At 71.7% G+C, this 21028-nt stretch carries 22 protein-coding genes; 11 read left to right on the top strand and 11 right to left on the bottom strand.

The window, feature by feature from the left end:
- The first annotated feature begins 11 nt into the window (after window positions 1–11).
- Entirely contained in the window at window positions 12–1613 is a 1602-nt protein-coding gene (locus ACQCO7_RS39815; RefSeq protein WP_464076392.1) for a serine/threonine-protein kinase, read from the top strand.
- On the opposite strand, the gene ACQCO7_RS39820 is transcribed toward ACQCO7_RS39815, so the two are convergent.
- The 3 genes from ACQCO7_RS39820 to ACQCO7_RS39830 are packed head-to-tail and all read right to left on the bottom strand — an operon-like array spanning window position 1600 to window position 3622.
- On the bottom strand, window positions 1600–2730 hold the full coding sequence (locus tag ACQCO7_RS39820; RefSeq protein ID WP_464076393.1) for a hypothetical protein: 1131 nt from the start codon (window positions 2728–2730) through the stop codon (window positions 1600–1602). The two genes, ACQCO7_RS39815 and ACQCO7_RS39820, sit on opposite strands and share 14 nt — an antisense overlap.
- Window positions 2727–3098 carry a hypothetical protein gene (locus ACQCO7_RS39825; protein ID WP_464076394.1) on the bottom strand — a complete coding sequence of 124 codons (372 nt, stop codon included), beginning with the start codon at window positions 3096–3098 and terminating at the stop codon, window positions 2727–2729. Before ACQCO7_RS39825 ends, ACQCO7_RS39820 begins: the two co-directional genes overlap by 4 nt.
- A 38-nt stretch (window positions 3099–3136) precedes the next feature.
- Window positions 3137–3622 carry a hypothetical protein gene (locus ACQCO7_RS39830; RefSeq protein ID WP_464076395.1) on the bottom strand — a complete coding sequence of 162 codons (486 nt, stop codon included), beginning with the start codon at window positions 3620–3622 and terminating at the stop codon, window positions 3137–3139.
- A gap of 180 nt (window positions 3623–3802) precedes the next feature.
- Between ACQCO7_RS39830 and ACQCO7_RS39835 the strand changes: the two genes are divergently transcribed.
- The gene (locus tag ACQCO7_RS39835; protein WP_464076396.1) at window positions 3803–4639 is read left to right on the top strand and encodes an LLM class flavin-dependent oxidoreductase; all 837 of its coding nucleotides are present in this window, start codon (window positions 3803–3805) and stop codon (window positions 4637–4639) included.
- 34 nt (window positions 4640–4673) lie between these two features.
- Here ACQCO7_RS39835 and ACQCO7_RS39840 read toward each other — a convergent pair whose 3' ends face one another.
- Window positions 4674–5411 carry a class I SAM-dependent DNA methyltransferase gene (locus ACQCO7_RS39840; protein ID WP_464076397.1) on the bottom strand — a complete coding sequence of 246 codons (738 nt, stop codon included), beginning with the start codon at window positions 5409–5411 and terminating at the stop codon, window positions 4674–4676.
- 172 nt (window positions 5412–5583) lie between these two features.
- On the opposite strand from ACQCO7_RS39840, the gene ACQCO7_RS39845 reads away from it, so the two are divergent.
- Window positions 5584–6588 (top strand): LacI family DNA-binding transcriptional regulator, encoded by a 1005-nt coding sequence (locus ACQCO7_RS39845; protein WP_464076398.1) that lies wholly within the window; start codon window positions 5584–5586, stop codon window positions 6586–6588.
- Between the two features lie 97 nt (window positions 6589–6685).
- The gene (locus tag ACQCO7_RS39850; RefSeq protein WP_464076399.1) at window positions 6686–8509 is read left to right on the top strand and encodes an RICIN domain-containing protein; all 1824 of its coding nucleotides are present in this window, start codon (window positions 6686–6688) and stop codon (window positions 8507–8509) included.
- Here the strand turns inward: ACQCO7_RS39850 and ACQCO7_RS39855 are convergent.
- The 3 genes from ACQCO7_RS39855 to ACQCO7_RS39865 are packed head-to-tail and all read right to left on the bottom strand — an operon-like array spanning window position 8506 to window position 11113.
- Window positions 8506–9021 (bottom strand): hypothetical protein, encoded by a 516-nt coding sequence (locus ACQCO7_RS39855; protein ID WP_464076400.1) that lies wholly within the window; start codon window positions 9019–9021, stop codon window positions 8506–8508. The two genes, ACQCO7_RS39850 and ACQCO7_RS39855, sit on opposite strands and share 4 nt — an antisense overlap.
- A complete protein-coding gene (locus tag ACQCO7_RS39860; RefSeq protein ID WP_464076401.1) occupies window positions 9018–10430 on the bottom strand; it encodes a sensor histidine kinase in 1413 nt (470 codons plus the stop codon). The genes ACQCO7_RS39855 and ACQCO7_RS39860 overlap by 4 nt, the downstream gene beginning before the upstream one ends.
- A complete protein-coding gene (locus ACQCO7_RS39865) occupies window positions 10427–11113 on the bottom strand; it encodes a response regulator (RefSeq protein WP_464076402.1) in 687 nt (228 codons plus the stop codon). The genes ACQCO7_RS39860 and ACQCO7_RS39865 overlap by 4 nt, the downstream gene beginning before the upstream one ends.
- 113 nt (window positions 11114–11226) lie before the next feature.
- On the opposite strand from ACQCO7_RS39865, the gene ACQCO7_RS39870 reads away from it, so the two are divergent.
- A complete protein-coding gene (locus tag ACQCO7_RS39870) occupies window positions 11227–12060 on the top strand; it encodes a DUF3152 domain-containing protein (protein WP_464076403.1) in 834 nt (277 codons plus the stop codon).
- 15 nt (window positions 12061–12075) lie between these two features.
- On the opposite strand, the gene ACQCO7_RS39875 is transcribed toward ACQCO7_RS39870, so the two are convergent.
- The gene (locus ACQCO7_RS39875) at window positions 12076–12612 is read right to left on the bottom strand and encodes a VOC family protein (protein WP_464076404.1); all 537 of its coding nucleotides are present in this window, start codon (window positions 12610–12612) and stop codon (window positions 12076–12078) included.
- Window positions 12613–12806: 194 nt separating this feature from the next.
- Between ACQCO7_RS39875 and ACQCO7_RS39880 the strand changes: the two genes are divergently transcribed.
- The 5 genes from ACQCO7_RS39880 to ACQCO7_RS39900 all read left to right on the top strand — a co-directional run bounded on the left by ACQCO7_RS39880 (window position 12807) and on the right by ACQCO7_RS39900 (window position 17629).
- Complete coding sequence (locus ACQCO7_RS39880; RefSeq protein WP_464076405.1) at window positions 12807–13616, top strand: IclR family transcriptional regulator domain-containing protein; 810 nt, start codon at window positions 12807–12809, stop codon at window positions 13614–13616.
- 148 nt (window positions 13617–13764) lie between these two features.
- Window positions 13765–14949, top strand: coding sequence for a CaiB/BaiF CoA transferase family protein (locus ACQCO7_RS39885; RefSeq protein WP_464076406.1), 1185 nt, complete (start codon window positions 13765–13767; stop codon window positions 14947–14949).
- Window positions 14950–15013: 64 nt separating this feature from the next.
- Entirely contained in the window at window positions 15014–15871 is an 858-nt protein-coding gene (locus tag ACQCO7_RS39890; protein WP_464077412.1) for a citryl-CoA lyase, read from the top strand.
- On the top strand, window positions 15868–16542 hold the full coding sequence (locus ACQCO7_RS39895) for an alpha/beta fold hydrolase (RefSeq protein ID WP_464076407.1): 675 nt from the start codon (window positions 15868–15870) through the stop codon (window positions 16540–16542). Before ACQCO7_RS39890 ends, ACQCO7_RS39895 begins: the two co-directional genes overlap by 4 nt.
- Before the next feature lie 100 nt (window positions 16543–16642).
- Complete coding sequence (locus tag ACQCO7_RS39900; RefSeq protein ID WP_464076408.1) at window positions 16643–17629, top strand: S41 family peptidase; 987 nt, start codon at window positions 16643–16645, stop codon at window positions 17627–17629.
- Between the two features lie 34 nt (window positions 17630–17663).
- Here the strand turns inward: ACQCO7_RS39900 and ACQCO7_RS39905 are convergent, their stop codons facing one another.
- From ACQCO7_RS39905 to ACQCO7_RS39915, 3 genes are all read right to left on the bottom strand, one after another.
- The gene (locus ACQCO7_RS39905) at window positions 17664–18407 is read right to left on the bottom strand and encodes an SDR family oxidoreductase (RefSeq protein ID WP_464076409.1); all 744 of its coding nucleotides are present in this window, start codon (window positions 18405–18407) and stop codon (window positions 17664–17666) included.
- A gap of 64 nt (window positions 18408–18471) precedes the next feature.
- A complete protein-coding gene (locus ACQCO7_RS39910) occupies window positions 18472–19353 on the bottom strand; it encodes an RNA polymerase sigma-70 factor (protein WP_464076410.1) in 882 nt (293 codons plus the stop codon).
- Window positions 19354–19428: 75 nt separating this feature from the next.
- Window positions 19429–20043 carry a helix-turn-helix domain-containing protein gene (locus ACQCO7_RS39915; protein WP_409116015.1) on the bottom strand — a complete coding sequence of 205 codons (615 nt, stop codon included), beginning with the start codon at window positions 20041–20043 and terminating at the stop codon, window positions 19429–19431.
- A 108-nt stretch (window positions 20044–20151) separates the two neighbouring features.
- Between ACQCO7_RS39915 and ACQCO7_RS39920 the strand changes: the two genes are divergently transcribed.
- Entirely contained in the window at window positions 20152–20937 is a 786-nt protein-coding gene (locus tag ACQCO7_RS39920; RefSeq protein ID WP_464076411.1) for an IclR family transcriptional regulator, read from the top strand.
- The last annotated feature ends 91 nt before the right edge of the window (window positions 20938–21028 follow it).

The following is a 21028-nucleotide window of genomic DNA, read 5'->3' on the forward strand; positions in this document are numbered from 1 at the left end:
GCCCGTACGACTTGGACGGCTCAACCGGCTCAACCGGCTCAACCGGCTCCGGCGAATCCGGCGACTTCGACGACGTGCCCGACTTCGCCGGCCCCACCACCCCCCGCACCCCCCTGACACCCCCCACCCTCCCCACCGGCTTCCGCATCGACGGCTGGGAGCTGTCCGGCATCATCGGCTCCGGCGGCTGGGGCACGGTCTACGACGCCCGCGCGCTCACCGACGGCACCCCCGCCGCCGTGAAGATCCTCCCCACCAACACCCTCGCCCCCGGCCAACGCACCGCCCTCGGCGACCTCGTGGCCCGCGAGGTCCGCTTCAGCGCCGAGGCGGACCACCCCCACCTCGTACGCACCCACGCGGTCCGCACGGTCGACGCCCCCGGCCTCCCCGCCCTGGACGGCGCGATAGCGCTCGTCATGGACCGCGCGGAGCGAAGCCTGGGCGAGGTGCTGAACGCGGGCGGCGGAGTCCCCGACCCCGTACGGATCCTGCGCGGAGTCCTCGCGGGGCTCGCGCACATGCACGGCGAGGGCTGGGTGCACGGCGACCTCAAGCCGGCGAACGTCCTGCTGGGCGCGGACGGCGAGGTCTGGCTCGCGGACTTCGGGCTGGCCGCCGAACTCGACGGCACCCACGCCCACATGCCCCCGCTGGGCACCCTCGACCACCTGCCGCCGGAGTGGTGGTCCCAGCGCACCGGCGCGGAGGGGGCGGTCGTCCGGACGACCGCCGACATCTGGGCGTTCGGCGTCCTCGCCCACCAGATCCTCACCGGCGGCCTGCACCCCTTCCCCGGCGCCACGGCCCGAGCCCGCTCACTGGCCGCGCAGGCGTACGCGCGCGGCACGACGCCGCTGCGCCTGGACGCCGGACTCGACGAGAACTGGCGCCGGATCGTGGCCGACTGCCTCGCACCGGACCACGAGTCCCGCCTGAAGCACACCGCCGCGAGCCTCGCGGAACGGGTCGAGGGACTGGCCGGCACGCCCCGCCGGCGCCGCTTCCTGCCGTACGCCGCTGCGGCGCTCGCCGTGGTCACGGCCGTCGCCGGGTTCGTGATCGCCAAAGGCGACGGAGGGCGGGGCGACTCCGGCCGTACGGCTCCCGCCGTCGTGACCGGCGCGCGCGTACCGGACGCCGGAAGCATCCGGGAGGACTCCGACGTACCGCAGGCCCTGCGCCCGGTCATCGTCAACGCCGCGAAACGCTGCTCCGACCCGGAGATCACGCCCGCGTTCCTCGCCGCCATGATCAAGGCGGAGAGTGACTTCGACGTGCACGCCTCCCGCCCGGCGTCCGAGGAGTACGGCATCGCCATGTGGACGCCGTCGGTGTTCCGCGCCTGGGCGGTGGACGGCGACGGGGACGGCGACAAGGACTACTTGTCGCCGCCCGACGCGATCGCCACGATGAGCCTGTACACCTGCTGGCTCGACCAGCAGTTCAAGCAGGCCCGTCTCCCCGTAGGTGACCTGCCCGCGCTGATCGCCGCCGGCTGGCGCACGAGCGACCGCACCGTCATCGACGAGGGCGGCGTCCCCGCGCGCGTACAGCCGCACGTGGACAAGGTGCTCCGCCATCTCGCCGACTACTCGGTCAGCACTCCCTGACGTCCGGGATCCGGTTGTCGGGCGAACTGACGTAGATGTTGGAGATCCAGCCGCCGTACTGGGGCAGGTAGGCCCACCAGTCGTTCGTGTACGGCGGCACCTGTACCTCCTGTCCCCGCTTCTGGCAGCCGATCAGCACCTCGACGCCGGCCGGGAGCTGCGTCATCGGGGCGTTGCCCGTCGACGGGTCCCGGCGGACGTTGACGTGCTCGCTCCAGGTGCCGTACCACCAGCCCCCGGGGCGCGTCGCACCCGGCACGTTCAGCGAGCGTGTCAGCCGCCCGATGTCCGTGTACGCCTTGCCGTACGACGTGCCGGCCGGGTGCAGCGTGTACACGGCGACGATGGAACGGTCACCCGCGCCGACGGTTCCCGTGCTGTGCAGCGCGGGGCGCGTCAGGTCGACGGCGGCGGCGGTCACCCGCGTGGAGGCCGGAGCCGCCGTCGCGTTCGTGCAGGTCCCTTCCGGGTACGACGACCCGGCCCAGCCCTGCTTCACCGCCCACGGCTTGTCGAACGCCCCGGCGATGCCGAAGTGCTGGTCGAAGCCGTCGGAGGCGCAGCGGGTGGACTGGCGCAGGTTGCCCATCACGAAGTCGCGCACGGGCGCGGGCGCCGAGTCCAGGAGGTAGCGGTAGACCGCCACCGTGTCGCGGGCCGAGATCGCGGTGTAGCCCCAGTAGCCCGGGTACTCGGCGGGCGGCGGCGCCGTGTCCTGGAGCCCGAGGCGGCTGACCATCCGGTTGATGATCGCCGAGCCGCCGTACGTCGACCAGTAGTAGTTGGCCGCGTCGTCGTTGCTGCTGCGCAGCATCGGCTCCAGCCGTGCCCGGTCGGCGGCGGGCACGGTGTAGTCGGGGCCCCGGTTCCACAGGAAGTCCAGCGCGAGGAGCAGCTTGACGACCGACGCGGACCGGAACTGGGCGCTCGCGTTGAGCTGTTCGGTGAAGGTACCGGTCTGCCGGTCGAACACGGCGACCCCGGCGGTGACCCCGCTCGGCACCTGGACGGACGCGACGGCGGCGGGCGCGGAGCCGGCGGCGGTGGCACCGGCGGAGCCCGCCGCACCACCGACGAGCAGCAGCGCGGCGGCGACCGCGAGGAGACGGCGCTTCACAGGTAGTGCTCCCGGAGGTTGAGTGAGTTGATCGGTGTGAGGTCGACGTACCAGCCCTCCTGCGGGGGGATCGAGTCGTGGCAGTCGCCGTTGACCGACTCGCACAGTTCGACGAGGGCGCCGTCGTACTGGTTGTTGAACACCCAGTGGTTGCCGAACTGGTTGTAGATCGGGTGGAAGCCGTACGAGTAGAAGATGTGGCTCGGGTTCGGGTTGTTCGCCGGGGTCACGTTCTCCGGGTAGATGCAGACGGCGCCGTACGGGCAGCCGTCCCACGTGCCGCCCTCGGCCTGGGCCTGGGTCGTGCCGGTCAGGACGGCGGCGGTGGCGAGGGCCAGTGCGGCGGCGCCGCGGAGGATTCTGCGCATGGTCATGTCCTTCGTGGAGGGAGCGGAGGGGGGAGCGGTTACCACCACTGGGAGCAGCGGACCACGCCGTCGGAGATCAGCGAACCGCACACCCGGAACTGGTAGTTGGGGTCGGTGCTGGTGCGCTTGAACGGGGTGGTCAGGCTCTGCCCGGCCGACCGGACGGTGAACGGCCCGCACTGGAGCCAGGGCGACACGGCGTTCGTGTTGTCCCAGCCGTCCGCGCGCCAGTCCATCCACACGTTGTCGCCGGGCCGGGTCTCGCCGCTGATCTTGCCGAACGCGATCTGCTGACCGACGTACGCGCCCTTCTCCAGCGTGAACCGGACGTTGCCGACGGAGAAGTCGCGCGGCTTGTCGGTGTCGCCCTCGGCGTTGTCCGGGTGGTCGCGGAAGCCGCGCGCACCCCCCGTGCAGTCCGAGGCCGCCGCGCTCGCGGGCTGCGCGGGCTGGGCGACGACGACGGCGGTGGTGAGCGCGCACAGGGCGGCGGCTGTGGCGAGGGTGGGGCGGAGCAGGCGCATGGGGAGCCGTCTCTTCCTGGTCGGCGATCGGAGACGACTCGAAGACTAGGGAGGGGGACGGGGAGTGCGGTCCTGACGGATGTCAGGGTGGGAGGCGGGGCGTCTGTACGGTGGCCCGACGCATATGTACGCCGATCCCGTCGACCCCCGTACAACCAGTCGGCTCTGGAGAAGGTTCCCGTGCACGAGAACTTGCGCTTCGGTATCTACCTGCCGCCGTTCGGCCCGTTCGGCGACCCCAACACCCTTGTCGAACTGGCGGTGCGCGCGGAGGCCGCCGGGTGGGACGGGGTGTTCCTGTGGGACCACGTCGTCAGCGAGGCGATGCCGATCGCCGATACCTGGACCACGCTCGCGGCCATCGCGCAGGCCACCGGAACCCTGCTGCTCGGCCCGGCCGTCACGCCGCTCGCCCGGCGCCGGCCCTGGACGGTCGCACGGCATGCGTCCACCGTCAGCCGGCTCTCCCGGGGACGGCTCGTCGTCGGTACGGGAGCGGGTGTCGACGAGTCCGGCGACTTCAGCGGTTTTGGGGAACCCGCCGCCGACCTGGCCACCCGCGCGTCGATGCTGACCGAGGGGCTCGGGCTGATGCGGGCGATGTGGGACGGCGAGGCCATCGAGCACGCCGGCCGGCACTACCGGGTGAACCTCGCGGCCACGGAGCCGGAGCCGTACCGCATCCCGGTCTGGATGGCCAGCTCCACGAACCACCCGAGAGTGATCCGCCGGGCCGCCGGCTGCGACGGCATCTTCCCGAACCCCGAGGACCACGAACTCACCCCGGACGAGGTCGCCGACATCCGCCAGGCCCTGCACGACGCGGGCCTCCCGGCCGACCGGCCGTTCGACATCGCCGTACGCGGCAACGCGAGTCCCGCGTGGGAGGAGGACAAGGACGTCGACCTCAAGGGGCTTGCCGAGGCCGGTGCGACCTGGTGGCTGGAGTCGCTGATCCACTTCGACCCGCTGGAGCTGTCGATGAGGGTCGTGGACGCGGGGCCGCCTCGGGGGTGAAGGCGGTGGATCAAGCCGAAGCCGGGACCCGGTGTCAGACCGGCTTGCGCCACACGGAGACATGCTTCGCGGAAGCGTCCGTGAACGGCTCCCCGCTCCAGTCCCCGACCCGCCGCTCCAGCTCCAGCCCGGCGATCCGCGCCATCAGGTCCAGCTCCGCCGGCCACGCGTACCGGTGCCGGGAGGCGTCACGGCGGTAACTGCCGTCCTCCTCCCGCGTCAGGTGATGCGAGACGAGGATCTGCTCGGCCAACTCGAAGGTGTCGAACCCGAGATGCCGCTCCGACACGTCGAACGGTACGGCGACCTGCCCCGGCGGCAGGAACCGCAGCGGCGGCACGCCCAACTCGATGACGAACCGCCCGCCGGGCGCCAGGTGCCGGGCGGCGTTGCGGAAACACTCGACCTGCTCGTCCTGCGTGAGGAGGTTGGTGATCGTGTTGTAGACGAGGTACACGAGGCTGAACTCCCCGGGGACGACGGCGCCGGCCATGTCCCCCATGACCACCGGCAACGTCTCCTCGTCGACCTTCCGCCGCAGCACCCTCGCCATGTGCTCGGAGAACTCGATCCCGGCGACCGGCACGCCCCGCTCCCGCAACGGCACCCCCACCCGCCCGGTCCCGATCGCGAACTCCAACGCCCGCCCGTCACCGGCGAGTTCGGCAAGGAAATCAAGGGTCGGCCCGAGAACACGGGCCGAGGACATCTCGGTCTCCTCGGTGTCGTACTGTTCGGCGGTGGCACGGCCCCACAACTCGCTGCTCGTCATGGACGACCACTCTGCCGAGGGGGGAAGCGGGCTGTCGACGCATTTAATGCCGTCCCGGTGTGAACCGGTTCGAGCATCTGCGCGCGAGGCATTGACAGCACTCCCCGGCGCTTCTAACTTCCCTCACGCGAACCGGTTCGACCCAGACGTTCGACCCAGACGGAGGAGCCCCGTGAACATCGGTGAGATCGCCCGCCGGGCCGGTGTCTCCCGGAGCACCGTCTCGTACGCCCTCAGCGGCAAGCGCCCCGTCTCCGACGACACCCGCCGCAAGATCCAGCGCGTGATCGACGAGCTGGGCTACCGCCCCAACGCGAGCGCGCGGGCACTGGCCAACGGCCGGACGAGCACGATCGGCCTCGCCTTCCCGCCCGCAGGCGACCACTACACCGGCATGCAGCTCGACTTCATCGGCAGCGTCGTCGAGGCAGCCGCCGCCCACGACTACGACGTCCTGCTCTCCCCGGGAGGCGCGGACAGCGACCGCTCCTTCCGGCGGCTGCTGGGGGAGCGGCGGGTCGACGGCGTGATCCTCATGGAGATCAGGCTGGAGGACGACCGGGTCGGCCACCTGGCCGCCCTCGACTTCCCGGCCGTCACCATCGGCCGTACCGCCCGCCCGGAACGCGACTGGTGGGTGGCGCTCGACCACGCGACCCTCGCGGCGGCCTGCGTCCACCACCTCGCCGACCTCGGCCACCGCCGGATCGCCCTGGTCAACCGCCCCGAACACCTCCTGCGCACCGGCTACGAGTCCGCGCACCGGGGCCTGGAGGGCTTCACGAAGGCCGCCGCCGAACGGGGTCTGACGGCCCGTTCGTACTGCTGCGGCGACGACGCGGCGGCCGGGGAGGCGTGCCTGGAGCGGATCCTGTACGACGATCCCGCGACGACCGCGCTCGTCACGCTCAACGAGGCGTCCCTGGGCGGGATCTACCGGGGTCTCGCGCACGCCGGACGCCATGTCCCGCGCGACTTCTCGGTCACCGGGATCGTCGCGGCGCGCTGGGCGGAGACGGTGACGCCGCAGCTCACCGCAGCGGACGTACCGGCCGCGCAGATGGGGAGGCTGGCGGTGGAGCTGCTCATCGAGCGGCTTGGCGATGCCGAGGTGCCCGCGCGCCATCACTTCCTGACGCCGCCGATCTCGCTGCGGGCGAGTACGGGGCCTGCCTGAGGGGCGGCTCCCGGGCCGACGCGGGCCGACGGTTCGCCTCGTGCGTGTCATGACCATGACTATCCAGTACGGCTACGCAGAGAGAGGGAGTCCCGCCATGCCCGTGCCCCGCACCCCACTTGCCGCCACCGCACTCGCCACACTCCTCGCCCTCGCACTCCCCGCTTTGGCGCTCCCCGCCAGCCCCGCCCGAGCCGCCGACACCACCGTCACCGTCGACTTCGCCACAGCGGGCGGCGCCCCCACCTACCGCGCCTCCGGCACCCTCTACGGCCTGACCGAGAACGGCACCCTCCCGCCGGACCACTTCTACCAGGACATCAAGTGGAAGTTCATGCGGGCGGGCGGCGCCCAGCTCGACCGCCCCGGCGGCTGGGCCGCGGGCAAGTACGACCGCCGCTGGAACTCCACCCTCGCCCAGTACCGCCGCACCAAGTCCCTCGGCGGCACCTTTGTCATCCTCCCGCACGACATCTGGGGCGCCGACGGAACGACGACGCCCACCTTCCCCGGCGACGGCGGCAACTGGTCAAGCTTCGACGCCTTCTACGACCGCCTCCTGACCGACATCAAGGCGGTCGGCGCCACCGACGTGCAGTGGGACATCTGGAACGAGCCCGACTGCTCGTTCTTCTGGGGCTCGGGCCAGCCCCAGTACCTGGAGATGTGGAAACGCGCCTACCAGAAGATCCGTACGGCGATCCCCGGCGCCGTCATCGTCGGCGCGAGCACCTGCGGCCACCCGGACCCGGGCAACACCTGGTGGAACACGTACCTCGACTACGTGAAGGCCAACAACGTCCAGCCGGACATCTACAGTTGGCACAACCTCCCCGGCGACCCGGTCGCCGACGGCAACTCCCTGCGGGCCAAGCTGTCGGCCCGCTCGATGACGACGAGCCGCCCGTTCCAGGTCAACGAGTACGCCGCGAGCAACGAGCAGAACCCCGGGCGCGGCGGCTGGTACATCTCCCGCCTGGAGCGCGCCGGCGCGGACGGGCTGCGCGCCAACTGGGCGGGCGGCGCGAACCTCCACGACTTCGCGGCCAGGCTGCTGACGAAGTCGGGGAGCCAGTACCTGCCGCTCGGGGAGTGGTTCCTCTACCGGTACTACGGCTCGCAGACCGGCAACATCGTCAAGGTCACGCCGGGTTCGAACACCGACGCCCTCGCCACCAAGGACAACGCCGCCCGCAACGCGAAGATCCTCCTCGGCAGCAACGGCAACACCGGGAACGTCACGGTGGGTCTGGGCCGCCTCGACACCACGTCCCTCGTCGAGAACGGCCGCGTCCGCGCGATCGTCCAGCGCGTCCCGAACAACGGGGGTGGCGCGGTCACCGGCCCCGTCACCGTCTCCGACCAGCAGCTCACCGTCAACGGCAACGCGGCGTCGGTGACGGTGCCGTGGACCGACGCGGCCGACGGCTACACCGTGACGCTGCTGCCGCCGTCCGACACGACGATCTCGACCGTCGCCGTCGTCCAGCACAGCGGCCAGTGCCTGGACGACACGAACCTGTCCACCGGCGACGGCACCCAGTACCAGCAGTACCCCTGCGAGGGCGGGTACCAGCAGATGCTGGACCTCAAGCCGGTCGCCGGACGCGCCAACACCTACACCGTGGTCGACGAGTTGAGCGGCAAGTGCCTGGAGGTCGCGGGGGCCTCGACCACCGACGGCGCGGCTGTCCAGCAGTACGGCTGCAACGGCGCCACCCACCAGATGTTCACGCTGCGCCCCGTCAGCGCGCTGGGCAACGCCAAGGACTACCAACTCGTCGCCGTGCACAGCGGGAAGTGCGTCGACGTGAGCGGCGTGTCCACCGCTTCCGGGGCGAAGGTCCACCAGTGGACGTGCGACGCGGCGAGCGCGCTGCCGGGCAAGCGGAACCAGGTCTGGCGCCTCCAGGGGGTCTAGGGCTGGGGACACCGCTCATCCGTGCGGCGCGCCAACTGCTCCTCTCCTGCGGTCAGTCGGACTGTCACCACGGAGAGACGCGGTGCTTCGATCCGCCGCGCGGCGGCGACCGTGCACACCACCTGGCCGATCGCCAGGTCGGTCAACTGCCGCATCCTGTCCGGGAGCCGGACGGTCAGGGCGCCGCCGTCCGCCGAGACGGCGGGAATCTGCGGCGCCCGCTCCGGTGAGCCCGGCACGGCGGTGAGCAGGATCTTCACATGGGTGGTGAAGCCTTCGCCCGGCGGCGGCAGGGTCAGCAGCAGCGACAGCGCGTCGCCGGGATCGCCGGGGAGTTCGGTCGGCCGCAGGACGGCACTCAGGGCGCCGTCGCGTACGTAGTACACGGCCGTCACCGGAGCGATTCCGCTCGCCGGGCCGCCCGCCTCGACGACCCCGGTCGCCGGGATGCCGCAGGAGGACAGCGCGAGGAGCGCGGCGAGGGCCGGGGCGGCGCGGCGGCCGGTGTTCATGGCTGCTCCGGAGCGATGAGAGGCAGGACGACGGTGAAGACGGCGCCGCCGTCGGGGTGGTTGGCCGCGTGCACCGTACCGCCGTGGACGCGGACGTTCTCCGCGGTGATCGCGAGTCCGAGCCCGCTGCCCTCCGAACGGGCGCGCGCGGAGTCCGACTTGTAGAACCGGTCGAAGACGTGCGGCAGGACGTCTTCGGGGATACCGGGCCCGCTGTCCCGCACCTCGACAACTGCCGTGCCCCCGGCGGTGGTCAGTCGTACGGTCACCGGACGGCCCCCGTGCCGCAGTGCGTTGCCGACGAGGTTGGCCACCACGACGTCGACGCGCCGCGGATCGACGTCCGCCCGTACCGCGTACGGCAGGTGAACCGTCACGGTGTCCGTCCATCCGCGCGCGGCGAGCGTGCGCCGGATGGACTCGGCGAGGTCGATCTCGTCCCGGTGCACCTGCGCCGCGCCCGCGTCGAACCGGGAGATCTCCATCAAGTCGTCGACCAGCGAGGCGAGTTTGACGGTCTCCTCGCTGATCAGCCGGACGGCGGTCGCCGTGTCCGGGTCGAGCCCGGCCGCGTCCTCGTCGAGGACGTCGGTCACCGCGGACATCGCGGCGAGCGGCGTCCGCAGCTCGTGCGAGACGTCGGCGGCGAAGCGGCGTGCCCGCGCCTCCATCTCCCGCAGCTCCGCCACCGACTCCTCCAGCGCGGCGGCCGTCTCGTTGAACGTGTGGGACAGGTCGGCGAGTTCGTCGGAACCGTTCACCGCGAGCCGCGTGTCGAGCCGCCCCTCGGCGATCCGCCGGGTCGCCTGACGCAGCGCCCGCACCGGCACCAGCACCCCGCGCGCCGCGAACAGCGCGAGCGCCACCGCGAGCAACAGGGCGCCCAGCATGGCGCGTTGGACGCCGGTGACCAGGGCGTCGACGTACGCCTGCTCGACGGTCTGCGGGACGGCGAGGTAGACGTGGACGCCGGAGGCGGTGCCGCTCGGGTCGGTGAAGGTGACCGACATGCCGACGAGGAGCGTGGTGCGGCCGTCGCCCCGCACACGCTGGAAGACGGTCGCGCGGCTGTTCGCCACCGACTCCCGTACGCCGGGCGTGAGTTCGTCGAGCCGGTCGCCCCCACTGACACCCCGGTACTCGGCGAGGACGCGCCAACTCCCGTCGTTGGCCTTGATGTTCCCGGCGAAGCGTTGCAGGTCGGCCCGGTCGGGCGGGTACGGGAGGTTCGGCGCCTCCTGGCCGACGTGGCTGCGGAGCTGGCGGATCACCGCGTCCTGGCTCTGCTGGAGGATGCCGGTGCGGGCCTCGCGCAGGGTCAGCGCGCCGGTCGCGGTCGCGGCGACGGCGGCGACGAGGACGAACGCGACGATCAGCCGTGAACGCAGGCCGCGGAAAGGGCGGTTCACCGGTCGGCGGTGAAGCGGTAGCCGAAGCCGCGCACGGTGTGGATGAAACGGGGGGCGCGCGGCGGCTCGGCCAGCTTGGTGCGCAGGCGTTTGACGCAGGCGTCCACCAGACGGGCGTCCCCGTGGAAGTCGTGCTCCCACACCGCCTCCAGCAACTGCTGGCGGCTGAACACCTGGCCCGGCGAGGCGGAGAGCGTCAGCAGCAGCCGCATCTCGGAGGGCGCGAGCGCGACCGGCGTACCGGCCAGCGTGGCGGTCACCCCGGCGCGGTCGACGGTCAGTTCCCCGAACGTGTCGAGCGCGGGCAGCCCCGTGCCGCCGCCCGCCCGGCGCAGTACGGCCCTGATGCGGGCGTCCAGGACGCGTGCGGTGACCGGCTTCACCACGTAGTCGTCGGCGCCGACCTCCAGGCCGACCACGATGTCCACCTCGTCGCCCCGCGCGGTCGCCATGATGATCGGCAGCGTCTCGTCGACCGCCCGGATGCCCGCGCACACCTCGAGTCCCGGCATGCCCGGCAGCATCAGATCGAGGACGACGATGTCCGGCCGGAACACCCGGAGTCGGGTCAGTCCCTCCTCGCCGGTCGGTACGGCGCACACGTCGTGGCCCTGCCGGCGCAGCCCCAGCGCGACGCCCTCGCGAACCGCCCGGTCGTCCTCGATCAGAAGTACTCGTGACATGGGTTCAGTAACCGCCAGCAAACGATCAACAGGTCACCGGATCAAACACCCGTTATCGCTTCGTGACCAAATGGGCCAGGGTCGATCACATAACCCCAGCACGGTGAACCCCCGTGACACCGCACCGAACTGCCGCACCCCGCCGCCGCCGTCGCCGCGCCCCGCGCCGACGCCCCCTGCTGCCGACGGCCCTCGCGGCCCTCACGGCCGTCGGCGCGATAGGGGCGCTCGCGGCCTGGCAGTCACAGGACGCCTCCACGACGACCTCGGCCCGCCCCTCGAACTCCCCTTCCCCGCCTCGGAGTTCACCCCCGAAGCCGAGCGCGAGCCCGAAGCCGTCCCCGAGTGCGACGCCCACCCCGTCGCCCACCCCTCCCGCGATCCCGAAGCAGGGCACAGGCGTCTACGCCACCGCCCCGGGAACCGGCCAACAGGCAGGCAAGGGAACCCCGTTGCGCTACAAGGTGGAGATCGAGAAAGGCATCGACCTCCCCCTCGGTGACACAGCCGACGAAGTCGAACAGGTCCTCGCCGACCGCCGGGGCTGGACCGCCGACGGCACCTCGTCTTTCCGCCGCGTCTCGACCGGCCCCACCGACTTCGTCGTCCGCATCGCCACCCCGGGCACGGTCGACACAGCCTGCGCGGAATACGGCCTCGACACCCACGGCGACCTGAATTGCAGCGTCGCCCACAAGGTCATGGTCAACCTCGAACGCTGGCTCACCGGCACCCGGTACTACGCCGACGACATCCCCGCCTACCGCGCCCTCATCGTCAACCACGAGGTCGGCCACTTCCTCGGCCACGGCCACGAGACCTGCCCGGCCGCAGGCGCCCCGGCCCCCGCGATGATGCAGCAGATAAAGGGCCTCAAGGGCTGCGTCCCCAACGCCTGGCCGTACGACGAGCAGGGGAAGCGGATCAGCGGGCCGTCGGTGCCGTGACCCGCGCCTTTCGGCTCAGCGGTACGTGTTGTTGCTCGTGTGCTCCCCGTTCAGCCACGACGCCAGCTCCGCGCGAGCGGTCCGGCGGCGCTGCTCGTCGCTCTCCTCGATGCCCGGGGCGTCGAGGGTGAACTCCAGGAGGAGGCCGTTGGGGTCGCTGGTGTAGAGGGAGCGGCAGTAGCCGTGCTCCAGGACGTACGTCTCGTCCGGGCGCCAGCCCGCCTTCTCCAGGCGGTCGGCGATCGCGTTCTGGACCTCCTCCGTCACCTTCAGCGCGATGTGCTGGAAGGGGGAGTGCGGCATCTCGGGGCCGAACTGCTTCTGGTCCTCGGGGTCGGCGAACTGGAAGAACGCGAGGGCGCTGCCGTCGCCGAGGCCGTAGAAGGTGTGGCAGTACGTGCGGACCGCGCCGAAGAGTTCGTCGGACTCCTTCCAGGTCGCGATGAGCGGAAGGCCGATGACGTCCTCGTAGAAGGCGCGGGTCGCCTCCTGGTCCTGGGTGACATAGGCGTTGTGGTGCAGGCGCGAGGGGAGGGTGGAGGGCTGAGTCATCGTCGACTCTCTTTCGGAGAAGTCAAGCACGGACATGTGTCCGCTGTGCGGTCAGTGCTCGCAACCTTGATACGCGAAACCCCCAGCGTCAACCCTTGCGGAGGAAACCGTGACCATCTGCCGGAGGGCGGACCGGGGTGCGGACAGGCGCGTAATCTGGACGCTCCAGTCGAGCGACCTGAGAGGGGCGGCAGATGCCGCGTACGGGCACCGGGCCTGATTTCATCGAAGCGCTGGCCCGAGGGCTGGAGGTCATCACCGCCTTCGCCCCCCAGCGACCCGACATGTCCCTCTCCGAGGTGGCGACCGCGACCGGCCTCGCCCGCCCCACGGCCCGCCGCATCCTCCTCACCCTGGAGGAACTCGGCTACGTCCGCTCCTGCGACCGGGGCTACTCCCTCACCCCCCGCGTCCTCGACCTCGGCATGGCGTACGTCGGCTCGCTGGGCCTGTGGGACGTCGCCCGCCCGCACATGGAACGCCTGGTCGCGCGCACGAACGAGTCCTGCTCGATCGCCCAGCTCGACGGCGGCGACATCGTGTACGTCGCGCGGGTCGCCGTACCGAAGATCGTCACCCTCTCCGTACGGATCGGCACCCGTTTCCCCGCCCTCCAGACCTCGCTCGGCAAGGTCCTGCTGGCCGCGCTGGAGCCGCAGCGGCTCGACAAGGCGCTCGCGGAGCCCACGCGCTCCGGGCTCACCCCCCTGTGGCGGCCCGACGCCGGCGAGCGGGACGCCGTACTGCGCGAGGTCCGCGCGCAGGGGTGGGCGCTGGCCGACGAGGACCTCGCGCTCGGCATCCGCTCGGTCGCCGTGCCGCTGCGGGACGGTGAGGGCAGGGTCGTCGCGGCGATCAACGTCAACGCGCATGCGGCCGAGACGTCCCTCGCCGACCTGCGTGACAGGCATCTGCCGCTGCTGCTCCAGGCCGCCGGGGACATCAGCGGCGACTTCGCCCGCCTGACGGCCGTGCCGCGCGTGGTGGCCGCCGCCCAGAGCTGACCGGCCCGCGAGGGGTCGCGCAGGGAAGGGGGCCTGCCGGAAAAAAGGAGGGCTCGTGAAGAAGGGGGGCTCGCCGTGAAGGGTCCCGGCGTGCCACAATCCGAAGTCAACGGACAGGTGTCCGCTGTGCGGTCGGAGGGATGATTCTGTGGAGATACCGACACCGTCGGGCCAGGGCGGCGGCCCCCTGTCGGGGCTGCTGGTCGCCGACTTCTCCCGGGTGTTGGCGGGCCCGTACGCCACCATGCTGCTCGCCGACCTCGGCGCCGAGGTGATCAAGGTCGAGGCGCCAGCCGGGGACGAGACCCGCAGCTGGATGCCGCCCACGCGCGGCACTACCTCGACGTACTACCTCGGCATCAACCGGGGCAAGCGCTCCCTCGCGCTCGACCTGCGCACCGACCAGGACGCGGAGGCGGCCCGTGAACTCGCCCGCCGCGCCGACGTGCTGATCGAGAACTTCAAGCCCGGCACCCTCGCGAAGTACGGCCTGGACTTCGGCGCCGTCAGCGCCGCCAACCCCGGTGTCGTCTACGCGTCCATCACCGGCTTCGGGCCCGGCGCGGGCTCCCACGTCCCCGGGTACGACCTGATGGTCCAGGCGATCTCCGGCCTGATGAGCCTCACCGGCGACCCCGAGGGGGAGCCGTTCCGCGCCGGGATCTCCGTGTTCGACGTGATGGCCGGGAACCATGCCGCGATCGGCATCCTCGCCGCGCTGCGCCACCGCGACGCGACCGGCGCGGGCCAGCACGTCGAGGTCAACCTCCTCTCCTCGGCCCTGTCCGGGCTGGTCAACCACAGTTCCGCGTACGTCGCCGGCGGCACGGTGCCCTACCGGATGGGCAACGCGCACCCCAGCGTCTTCCCGTACGAACCCTTCCCCACCGCCGACCGCGATCTGATCGTCGCCGCCGCCAACGACGGCCAGTTCCGGCGCCTGTGCGACGTCCTCGGCATCCCTGGGACCGCCGACGACCCCCGCTTCGCCCACAACAAGGACCGCACCGCCCGCCGCGAGGAACTCCGCCCGCTGCTCGTGGAACGGCTCGCCACGCGCGGTGCCACCGAGTGGTTCGAGGCGCTCGTCGCGGCCGGGGTGCCCGCCGCGCCGATCAACACCATCGACGGGGGGTTCGCGATGGCGGAACGCTTCGGGCTCGACCCGGTCGTGGAGGTGGGGGAGGGGGAGCGGGCGGTGCCCATGGCCCGCCATCCCATCAGCTTCTCGACGACACCGGCCCGGTACGAGCTGCCGCCGCCGGAACTGGACGAACACGGGCCGGAGTTGAGGAAGTGGCTGGCGGGACCGGAAGGGGAGATCCGTGACTGACGAAACGCGCGGGGAGACGTCCGTGTCGGGCGGGGCCGGTGGCGAAGTGACCGGGCCGGATGATGTGACCGGTCGGCCCTCGGCGCGAACCGCGCACACTCCCCAGCCCGCCCAGCCCGCCCAGCCCGCCACCTACCCCACCGCCCTCGGTGCCTCCTCCCGCACCACCATCACCCTCCTCGGTGAAAACCTCGCCGACGACATCATGGGGACCGTCGGCTTCGGTGAACTCGCCTACCGCCTCGCCACCCAGCGCCGCCCCACCCCCGGCCAGACCCGCGTCTTCGAAGCCGTCCTCGCCGCCCTCGCGGACCACGGCTTCACCCCCACCGCGATCGTCACCCGCCTCACCTACCTCTCCGCCCCGGACTCGATCCAAGGCGCCCTGGCGGCAGGTCTGTTGGGCGGTGGCTCGCGCTTCCTCGGCGTCACCGAGGACACCGGCGCCTTCCTGCACGACGTCCTGGAACGCCACGAAGGCGACCTCCCGTGGACCGAGGACGAGTGGGACGCGCTGGCCCTGGACACCGTACGCGCGCAGAAAGCGGCGGGCCGCTTCATCCCCGGCCTGGGCCACCACGTCCACAAGGACGGCGACCCCCGCACCCCCCGCCTCATGCGGATCGCCGAGGAGGAAGGCCAGTTCGGCCCCCACCTGGCCCTCTTCGCCGCGATCGGCCGCACCCACCCCCAGATCCTCGGCAAGACCCTCCCGCTGAACGGCGCCGGAGTCTGCGGAGCCGCCCTGGCCGACCTGGACCTCCCCATCCAACTCCTGCGCGGCTTCGCCCTGCTGGCCCGCACGGCGGGACTCATCGGCCAGCTCGCCGAGGAGATGCGCACCCCCGTGGCGAACGACATCTTCCTCTCGGTGGACCTCAACAACCGCCCCGTACCCCCCGCTCCGGGAGACCACCCGTGACGCCGTACGTCCTGTTCGTGCACGGCGCCCACCACGGCGCCTGGTGCTGGGACGAGGTGAGGACCCGCCTCGCGGCCGTACGCACAGCGGCGGTGGACCTCCCCCTGACCTCCTTCGAGGACGACACGCAGGCCGTCCGCACCGCCGTACGCGAAGGAACCCTGTACGGCCCCGTCCTCCTGGTCGCCCACAGCTACGGCGGCCTCCCCGTCTCGGCGGCCGGCCACGAGGCGGACCGCCTGGTGTACATCGCGGCACGCATGCCCCAACCGGGCGAGTCCCCGGCGGAGTTGACCCCCCGCTGGAACGACCCGGCGTTCCGCGCGGCGGTCCAGGAATCACCCGACGGCACACTCACCCTCCTCCCACAGGCCCGAGAAGCCCTCTATTCCGGCACCCCCGCCCCGTACGCCGACCAAGCGGCAACGCGCTGGCGCCCGATGCGAAGCCGCGTCCCCCACCAGCCCGTCGACAACCCCGCCTGGCTCTCGGTCCCCAGCGCCTACATCATCTGCGCCGAGGACCGAACCGTACGCCCCGAAGCCCAACGGGAATGCGCCACCCACGCCTGCACCCACCTCGAACTCCCCTGCGACCACGCCCCGTTCTACTCCGCACCGGACGAACTGGCCCTGTTCCTGGCAGAACAGGCGGCGCTGATCGCGGGATGAGCCGTCGAACAGGGAAGTGAGAACCTGTCTCCGTATCGATCTACAGGGGGCACGAATGGGTCGGGGACGGTCACTGCGGTGGGTCGCCTGCGCTGGATTGGTGACCGTCCTGGCCGCCGGGGACGGGTGGGTGAACCGTTCGGACGGGGAAGCGGGCTCGGCGATGTCCGCGAACGCCCGGTCCTACCTGACGAAGGCGCTGGACGTCATGGAGGAGAACGCGCTCGCCCGGCATCAGGTGGACTGGACCGAGATACGCCGCGAGGCGTTCTCGCAGGCCCGAGCCGCACAGAATCCGTCGGACACCTACGGCGCGATCCGGTTCGCCCTTCGGTCGGTCGGCAGCGGCCACAGCTCCTTCTTCGAACCCGCGCAGGTCGAAGAGGAACTGGAAGCCTCACCCGACTCTTCCTTCCACGGACCGGAAGGCCGGTCGCTGGGAGACCGCGTCGGTCACCTGTCCCTCCCCGCCGTACAGGGATCCGAAGCGGCGTACGAGCGGTACGTGCGGCTGGGACGTACGGCCGTGGCGCAGGCCGACCGTCCGAGGGCCTGCGCCTGGATCGTGGACCTGCGCGGCAACCACGGAGGGAACATGTGGCCCATGCTCGATGTCGCGGGCCCGATTCTGGGGGACGGCGAGGTCGGCATGTTCGTGGACCCCGACGGGGAGACGTACCCATGGACGATCCAGGACGGCAGTCCGTACGAGAACGGCAGCCGCCACAGCTGGGGAGGCAGCGCTCCCGTCGCGAACCCCGGCGCACCCGTCGCGGTCCTGACCGACGGGATGACGGCCAGCTCGGGTGAGGCCGTGTTGGTCGCCTTCCGGGGACGACCAGACACACGGTCCTTCGGCGAGGACACCTACGGCGTCCCCACCGGCAACAACGGCCACCGTTTGTCCGACGGCGCCGTCCTGGTCCTCACCGAAGTCAAGGACGCCGACCGCACCGGCCGTAGCTACGACGCGCCGATCCCTCCCGACGAGGAGGTCCGCACCAGCGGATTCAGAAGCGGAACCTATGTGGACGACGTTCTACAGGCGGCGAAGAACTGGCTGCTCCAGCAGCCGGCATGCCGGTGACATAGGTCCCGCGCGGTGCGAAGACGCCCCCCGGCTACCGCTGCCGCGCCGCCCACTCCCCGAAGGTCACCTCGCCGAGCCGCGCGTCCGGACCCGGAAGCAGGGTCGTCTCCCGCAGTGCGGTGCCGAAGTACCGCGCGTCCGGGTCCGTGACGACCGTGCGGGGATCGCCCTGCGCGAGCGCATCGCGGACCAGCTCGTCGAGGCGGAACACGGTGGGGCCCGCGACCTCGACGTGAGCGTTCACGGGAGCGTTCACGGCGGTGCGGGCGACGGCCGCGGCGACGTCGTCCGAGGCGACCGGCTGGATGCTCACCGGGGCCAGCCGCACGGTGTCGCCGTCCGTCGCCTCGGCGGCGATCGCGTTCACGAACTCGAAGAACTGTGTCGCGCGGACGATCGAGTACGGCGTACCGGACTCCCTGATCAGCTCCTCCTGCGCCTGCTTGGCACGGAAGTAGCCGCTCTCCTGGAGCCGCTCGGTGCCGACGACGGACAGTGCCACGTGGTGCGTGACCCCGGCCTCCGTCTCCGCCTTGAGGAGGTTGGCGGTGGAGGTGCGGAAGAAGTCCAGCACCGCCCGGTCCTCGAACGACGGCGAGTTCGACACGTCGACCACGACCGACGCGCCCTGGAGCGCCCCGGCCAGGCCCTCCCCGGTCAGCGTGTCCACCCCCGTGCCCGGCGAGGCGGCGAGCGCCTCGTGCCCGTGCTCGCCCAGCCTCGCGACCACCTTCGAGCCGATGAGCCCGGTGCCACCGATCACCACGACCTTCATGACGGATTCCTCTCGGAGACGTACTCGTACAGGAGTGACCGGGCAGGAGGCCGAGGTGTGACAGCTACAGCGACGCCATGTACGGCGCCAGCTTCTCCGGGCTCATCACCCACAGGATCCGCTCCACGCCGCGTGCGGACACGTCGGCGCACAGCAGCACCTTCGCGGACCCGCCCTCCGACACGAGAGCCGCGGGGCGGCCGTTCGCCTCCACCCAGCGGACCTCCGTACCCGGCCAGAACCGGGGCGCGAAGGCGGCCAGGTACCGGGAGACGTGCACGAGCCCGACGACCGGGATCCTCGACGCGCCACGCATACCGCCTCCGTCGGTGTAACTGACCACGTCCTGCGTCAGCACCTCCTCCAGTACCGCCAGGTCACCGGCCCGTGCCGCCGCGAGGAACACCTCAAGCAGCCGCCGGTGCTCGGCCCGGCCGACGGGTTCCCGGCGTTCGGCGGCCAGGTGCTTGCGCGCCCGCGTCACGAGCTGGCGCGCGTTCGCCTCGCTGGTCTCCAGGATCTCCGAGACCCGCCGGTACGGATAGTCGAACGCCTCCCGCAGCACATAGGCGGCCCGCTCCACGGGGTTCAGCTTCTCCAGCAGGAACAGCACCGCGAGATCCAGCGCCTCCGCCCGCTCCGCCCCCACCTGCGGATCGGCCCCCGTGTTCACCGGCTCCGGGAGCCAGGTCCCGACGTACGACTCACGCCGTACCCGCGCGGACTGCGCGACATTGATGGCGAGCCGGGTGGTCACCGTGGTCAGGAACGCGGCCGGCTCCGCGACCTCCGACCGCTCCACCCCCTGCCACCGCACCCATGCCTCCTGCACGACGTCCTCGGCCTCCACCGTGCTCCCCAGCACCCGGTAGGCGATCCCGAAGAGTCGCCCCCGCACCGCGACGAATTCCTTCGCCGCCACATCCAGATCGTCCCCGACACTCATCCAAGCCCCTCCTGCCCCGACCGAACGGACACCAGCGTGCCACGCCGCGCCCGCCGACCAGGGCCCCCGGGGGCTTCACGCCGACCCGCCCTTCAGCACCGTCGGGCTGATCTGCCGCACCTGCGGCAACGTCGTGACCATGTGGGCGACGACCCGGTCCGTCATACAGATGTGCCGGTGCGGGATGTCGCCGGGGAAGCGCGCGAAGTCCCCGGCCGCGAGGTCGACCGGCTCGGTGAGCGGGCCTGTGCGGAGTCTGCCGGTGATGACGTAGACGTGGTGGAGCGTGCCGGGGGCGTGCGGGGGGATGGGCTCGGGCTGGCCCGCACCGCGTTCGAGGCGCAGGACCAGGGTGCGGACGTACCCGGAGCCGTACACCTCGTCCAGGAGCCGTTCCGACCAGTTGCCGGCGGCCGTCCAGCCGCCCTCGTCGTGGCGCTGGACGTACACGGGCGTGCCCCACTCGGTGAGGAGGCGGCGGGCCGGGACGTCGAGGGCGGCGCCGAGGAGGGAGAGCGTCTCGACCGTGGGGTTGCCGGAGCCCTGCTCGATCTTCGAGAGCGTCTGCTTCGAGAGACCGGAGCGGCGGGCCAACTCCCCCAGAGACATGGCGCGTTCGAGCCGGAACCGGCGGACGTTGCGGGCGACGAGTTCGTTCTCGTGCTTGAGGCCGTCACTTTTAATGTGCATGGCGTCAATGTTGACGGACGGGAGCCCGACTGGACATGCTTGTCACGTAAAGCATTCCGTATGGTGCAATGAAATTGACGCCATCCCTCGAAGCTGGGGTGAACAGCCATGACCACCGCTCCCGATCTGCGCGACGACCGGGCCGCCGTCGACAAGGCCATCAGCCTCCTCACCGCCTTCGGCGACCGGGGCAGCAGCGGCGTCGGCGTGAGCGAACTCGCGCGCCGCGCACAGCTCAGCAAGTCCACCGCGTTCCGCCTGCTGGGCACCCTGGAGCGCAACGGCGTCGTGGAGCGCGTCGGCACGGACTACCGCCTCGGCGAGCGCCTGCACCAGCTCGGCCGCTCGGTCTACGCCCCGGACCACGAGCACGTCCACGACCTCCTCCTCCCGCACCTGACGGACCTGTACGAACTCACCCGCCACACCTCCCACTTGGCGGTCCTGCACGGCACGGACGTCGTCTACCTCGCCAAGCTGTACGGCCACCGCCCGGCCCCCGTCCCCTCGCGGGTCGGCGGCCGGCTCCCCGCGCACGCGACCGCCGTCGGCAAGGTCATGCTCGCCTGCGACGCGGAGGCCGCCGCCCGGGCCACCGCCGCCCCCCTGCACCGCTTCACCGCCGGCACGATCACCGACCCCACCGCCCTGTGCGCCGAACTCGACCGCGTCCGCCGCACCGGCATCGCCTACGACGACGAGGAGAGCCGCCCCGGCCTCAGCTGCGTCGCCGCCCCCGTCCTGGACCGCACGGGCCGCCTGGTCGCGGCCCTGTCCATCGCCGGCCGCCGGGGCCACATCGACACCGTACGGCTGGGCGCGGACGTACGGCGGATCGCGGCGGCGGCGTCGCGGACGTGGGCGGGGCACGGGCGTACGGCGGCCCGCGCCTGAACCCGGCGCCCGCGCGGCGAACTCTTTTGCAACTAGTTGCATAATGGCGTCCGGCCCTCTACAACGGAAGGGCACACCCCGAAGGAGGACG

The sequence above is a fragment of the Streptomyces saintjeani genome, assembly GCF_055409605.1.

Excerpts from the sequence above, each read along its gene's own strand:
- ACQCO7_RS39875 (WP_464076404.1), bottom strand. The coding sequence starts at position 12,612 with ATGACTCAGCCCTCCACCCTCCCCTCGCGCCTGCACCACAACGCCTAT.
- ACQCO7_RS39910 (WP_464076410.1), bottom strand. The coding sequence starts at position 19,353 with ATGAGTGTCGGGGACGATCTGGATGTGGCGGCGAAGGAATTCGTCGCG.
- ACQCO7_RS39915 (WP_409116015.1), bottom strand. The coding sequence starts at position 20,043 with ATGCACATTAAAAGTGACGGCCTCAAGCACGAGAACGAACTCGTCGCC.
- ACQCO7_RS39855 (WP_464076400.1), bottom strand. The coding sequence starts at position 9,021 with ATGAACACCGGCCGCCGCGCCGCCCCGGCCCTCGCCGCGCTCCTCGCG.
- ACQCO7_RS39830 (WP_464076395.1), bottom strand. The coding sequence starts at position 3,622 with ATGCGCCTGCTCCGCCCCACCCTCGCCACAGCCGCCGCCCTGTGCGCG.
- ACQCO7_RS39850 (WP_464076399.1), top strand. The coding sequence starts at position 6,686 with ATGCCCGTGCCCCGCACCCCACTTGCCGCCACCGCACTCGCCACACTC.
- ACQCO7_RS39825 (WP_464076394.1), bottom strand. The coding sequence starts at position 3,098 with ATGCGCAGAATCCTCCGCGGCGCCGCCGCACTGGCCCTCGCCACCGCC.
- ACQCO7_RS39865 (WP_464076402.1), bottom strand. The coding sequence starts at position 11,113 with ATGTCACGAGTACTTCTGATCGAGGACGACCGGGCGGTTCGCGAGGGC.
- ACQCO7_RS39920 (WP_464076411.1), top strand. The coding sequence starts at position 20,152 with ATGACCACCGCTCCCGATCTGCGCGACGACCGGGCCGCCGTCGACAAG.
- ACQCO7_RS39905 (WP_464076409.1), bottom strand. The coding sequence starts at position 18,407 with ATGAAGGTCGTGGTGATCGGTGGCACCGGGCTCATCGGCTCGAAGGTG.
- ACQCO7_RS39840 (WP_464076397.1), bottom strand. The coding sequence starts at position 5,411 with ATGACGAGCAGCGAGTTGTGGGGCCGTGCCACCGCCGAACAGTACGAC.
- ACQCO7_RS39880 (WP_464076405.1), top strand. The coding sequence starts at position 12,807 with ATGCCGCGTACGGGCACCGGGCCTGATTTCATCGAAGCGCTGGCCCGA.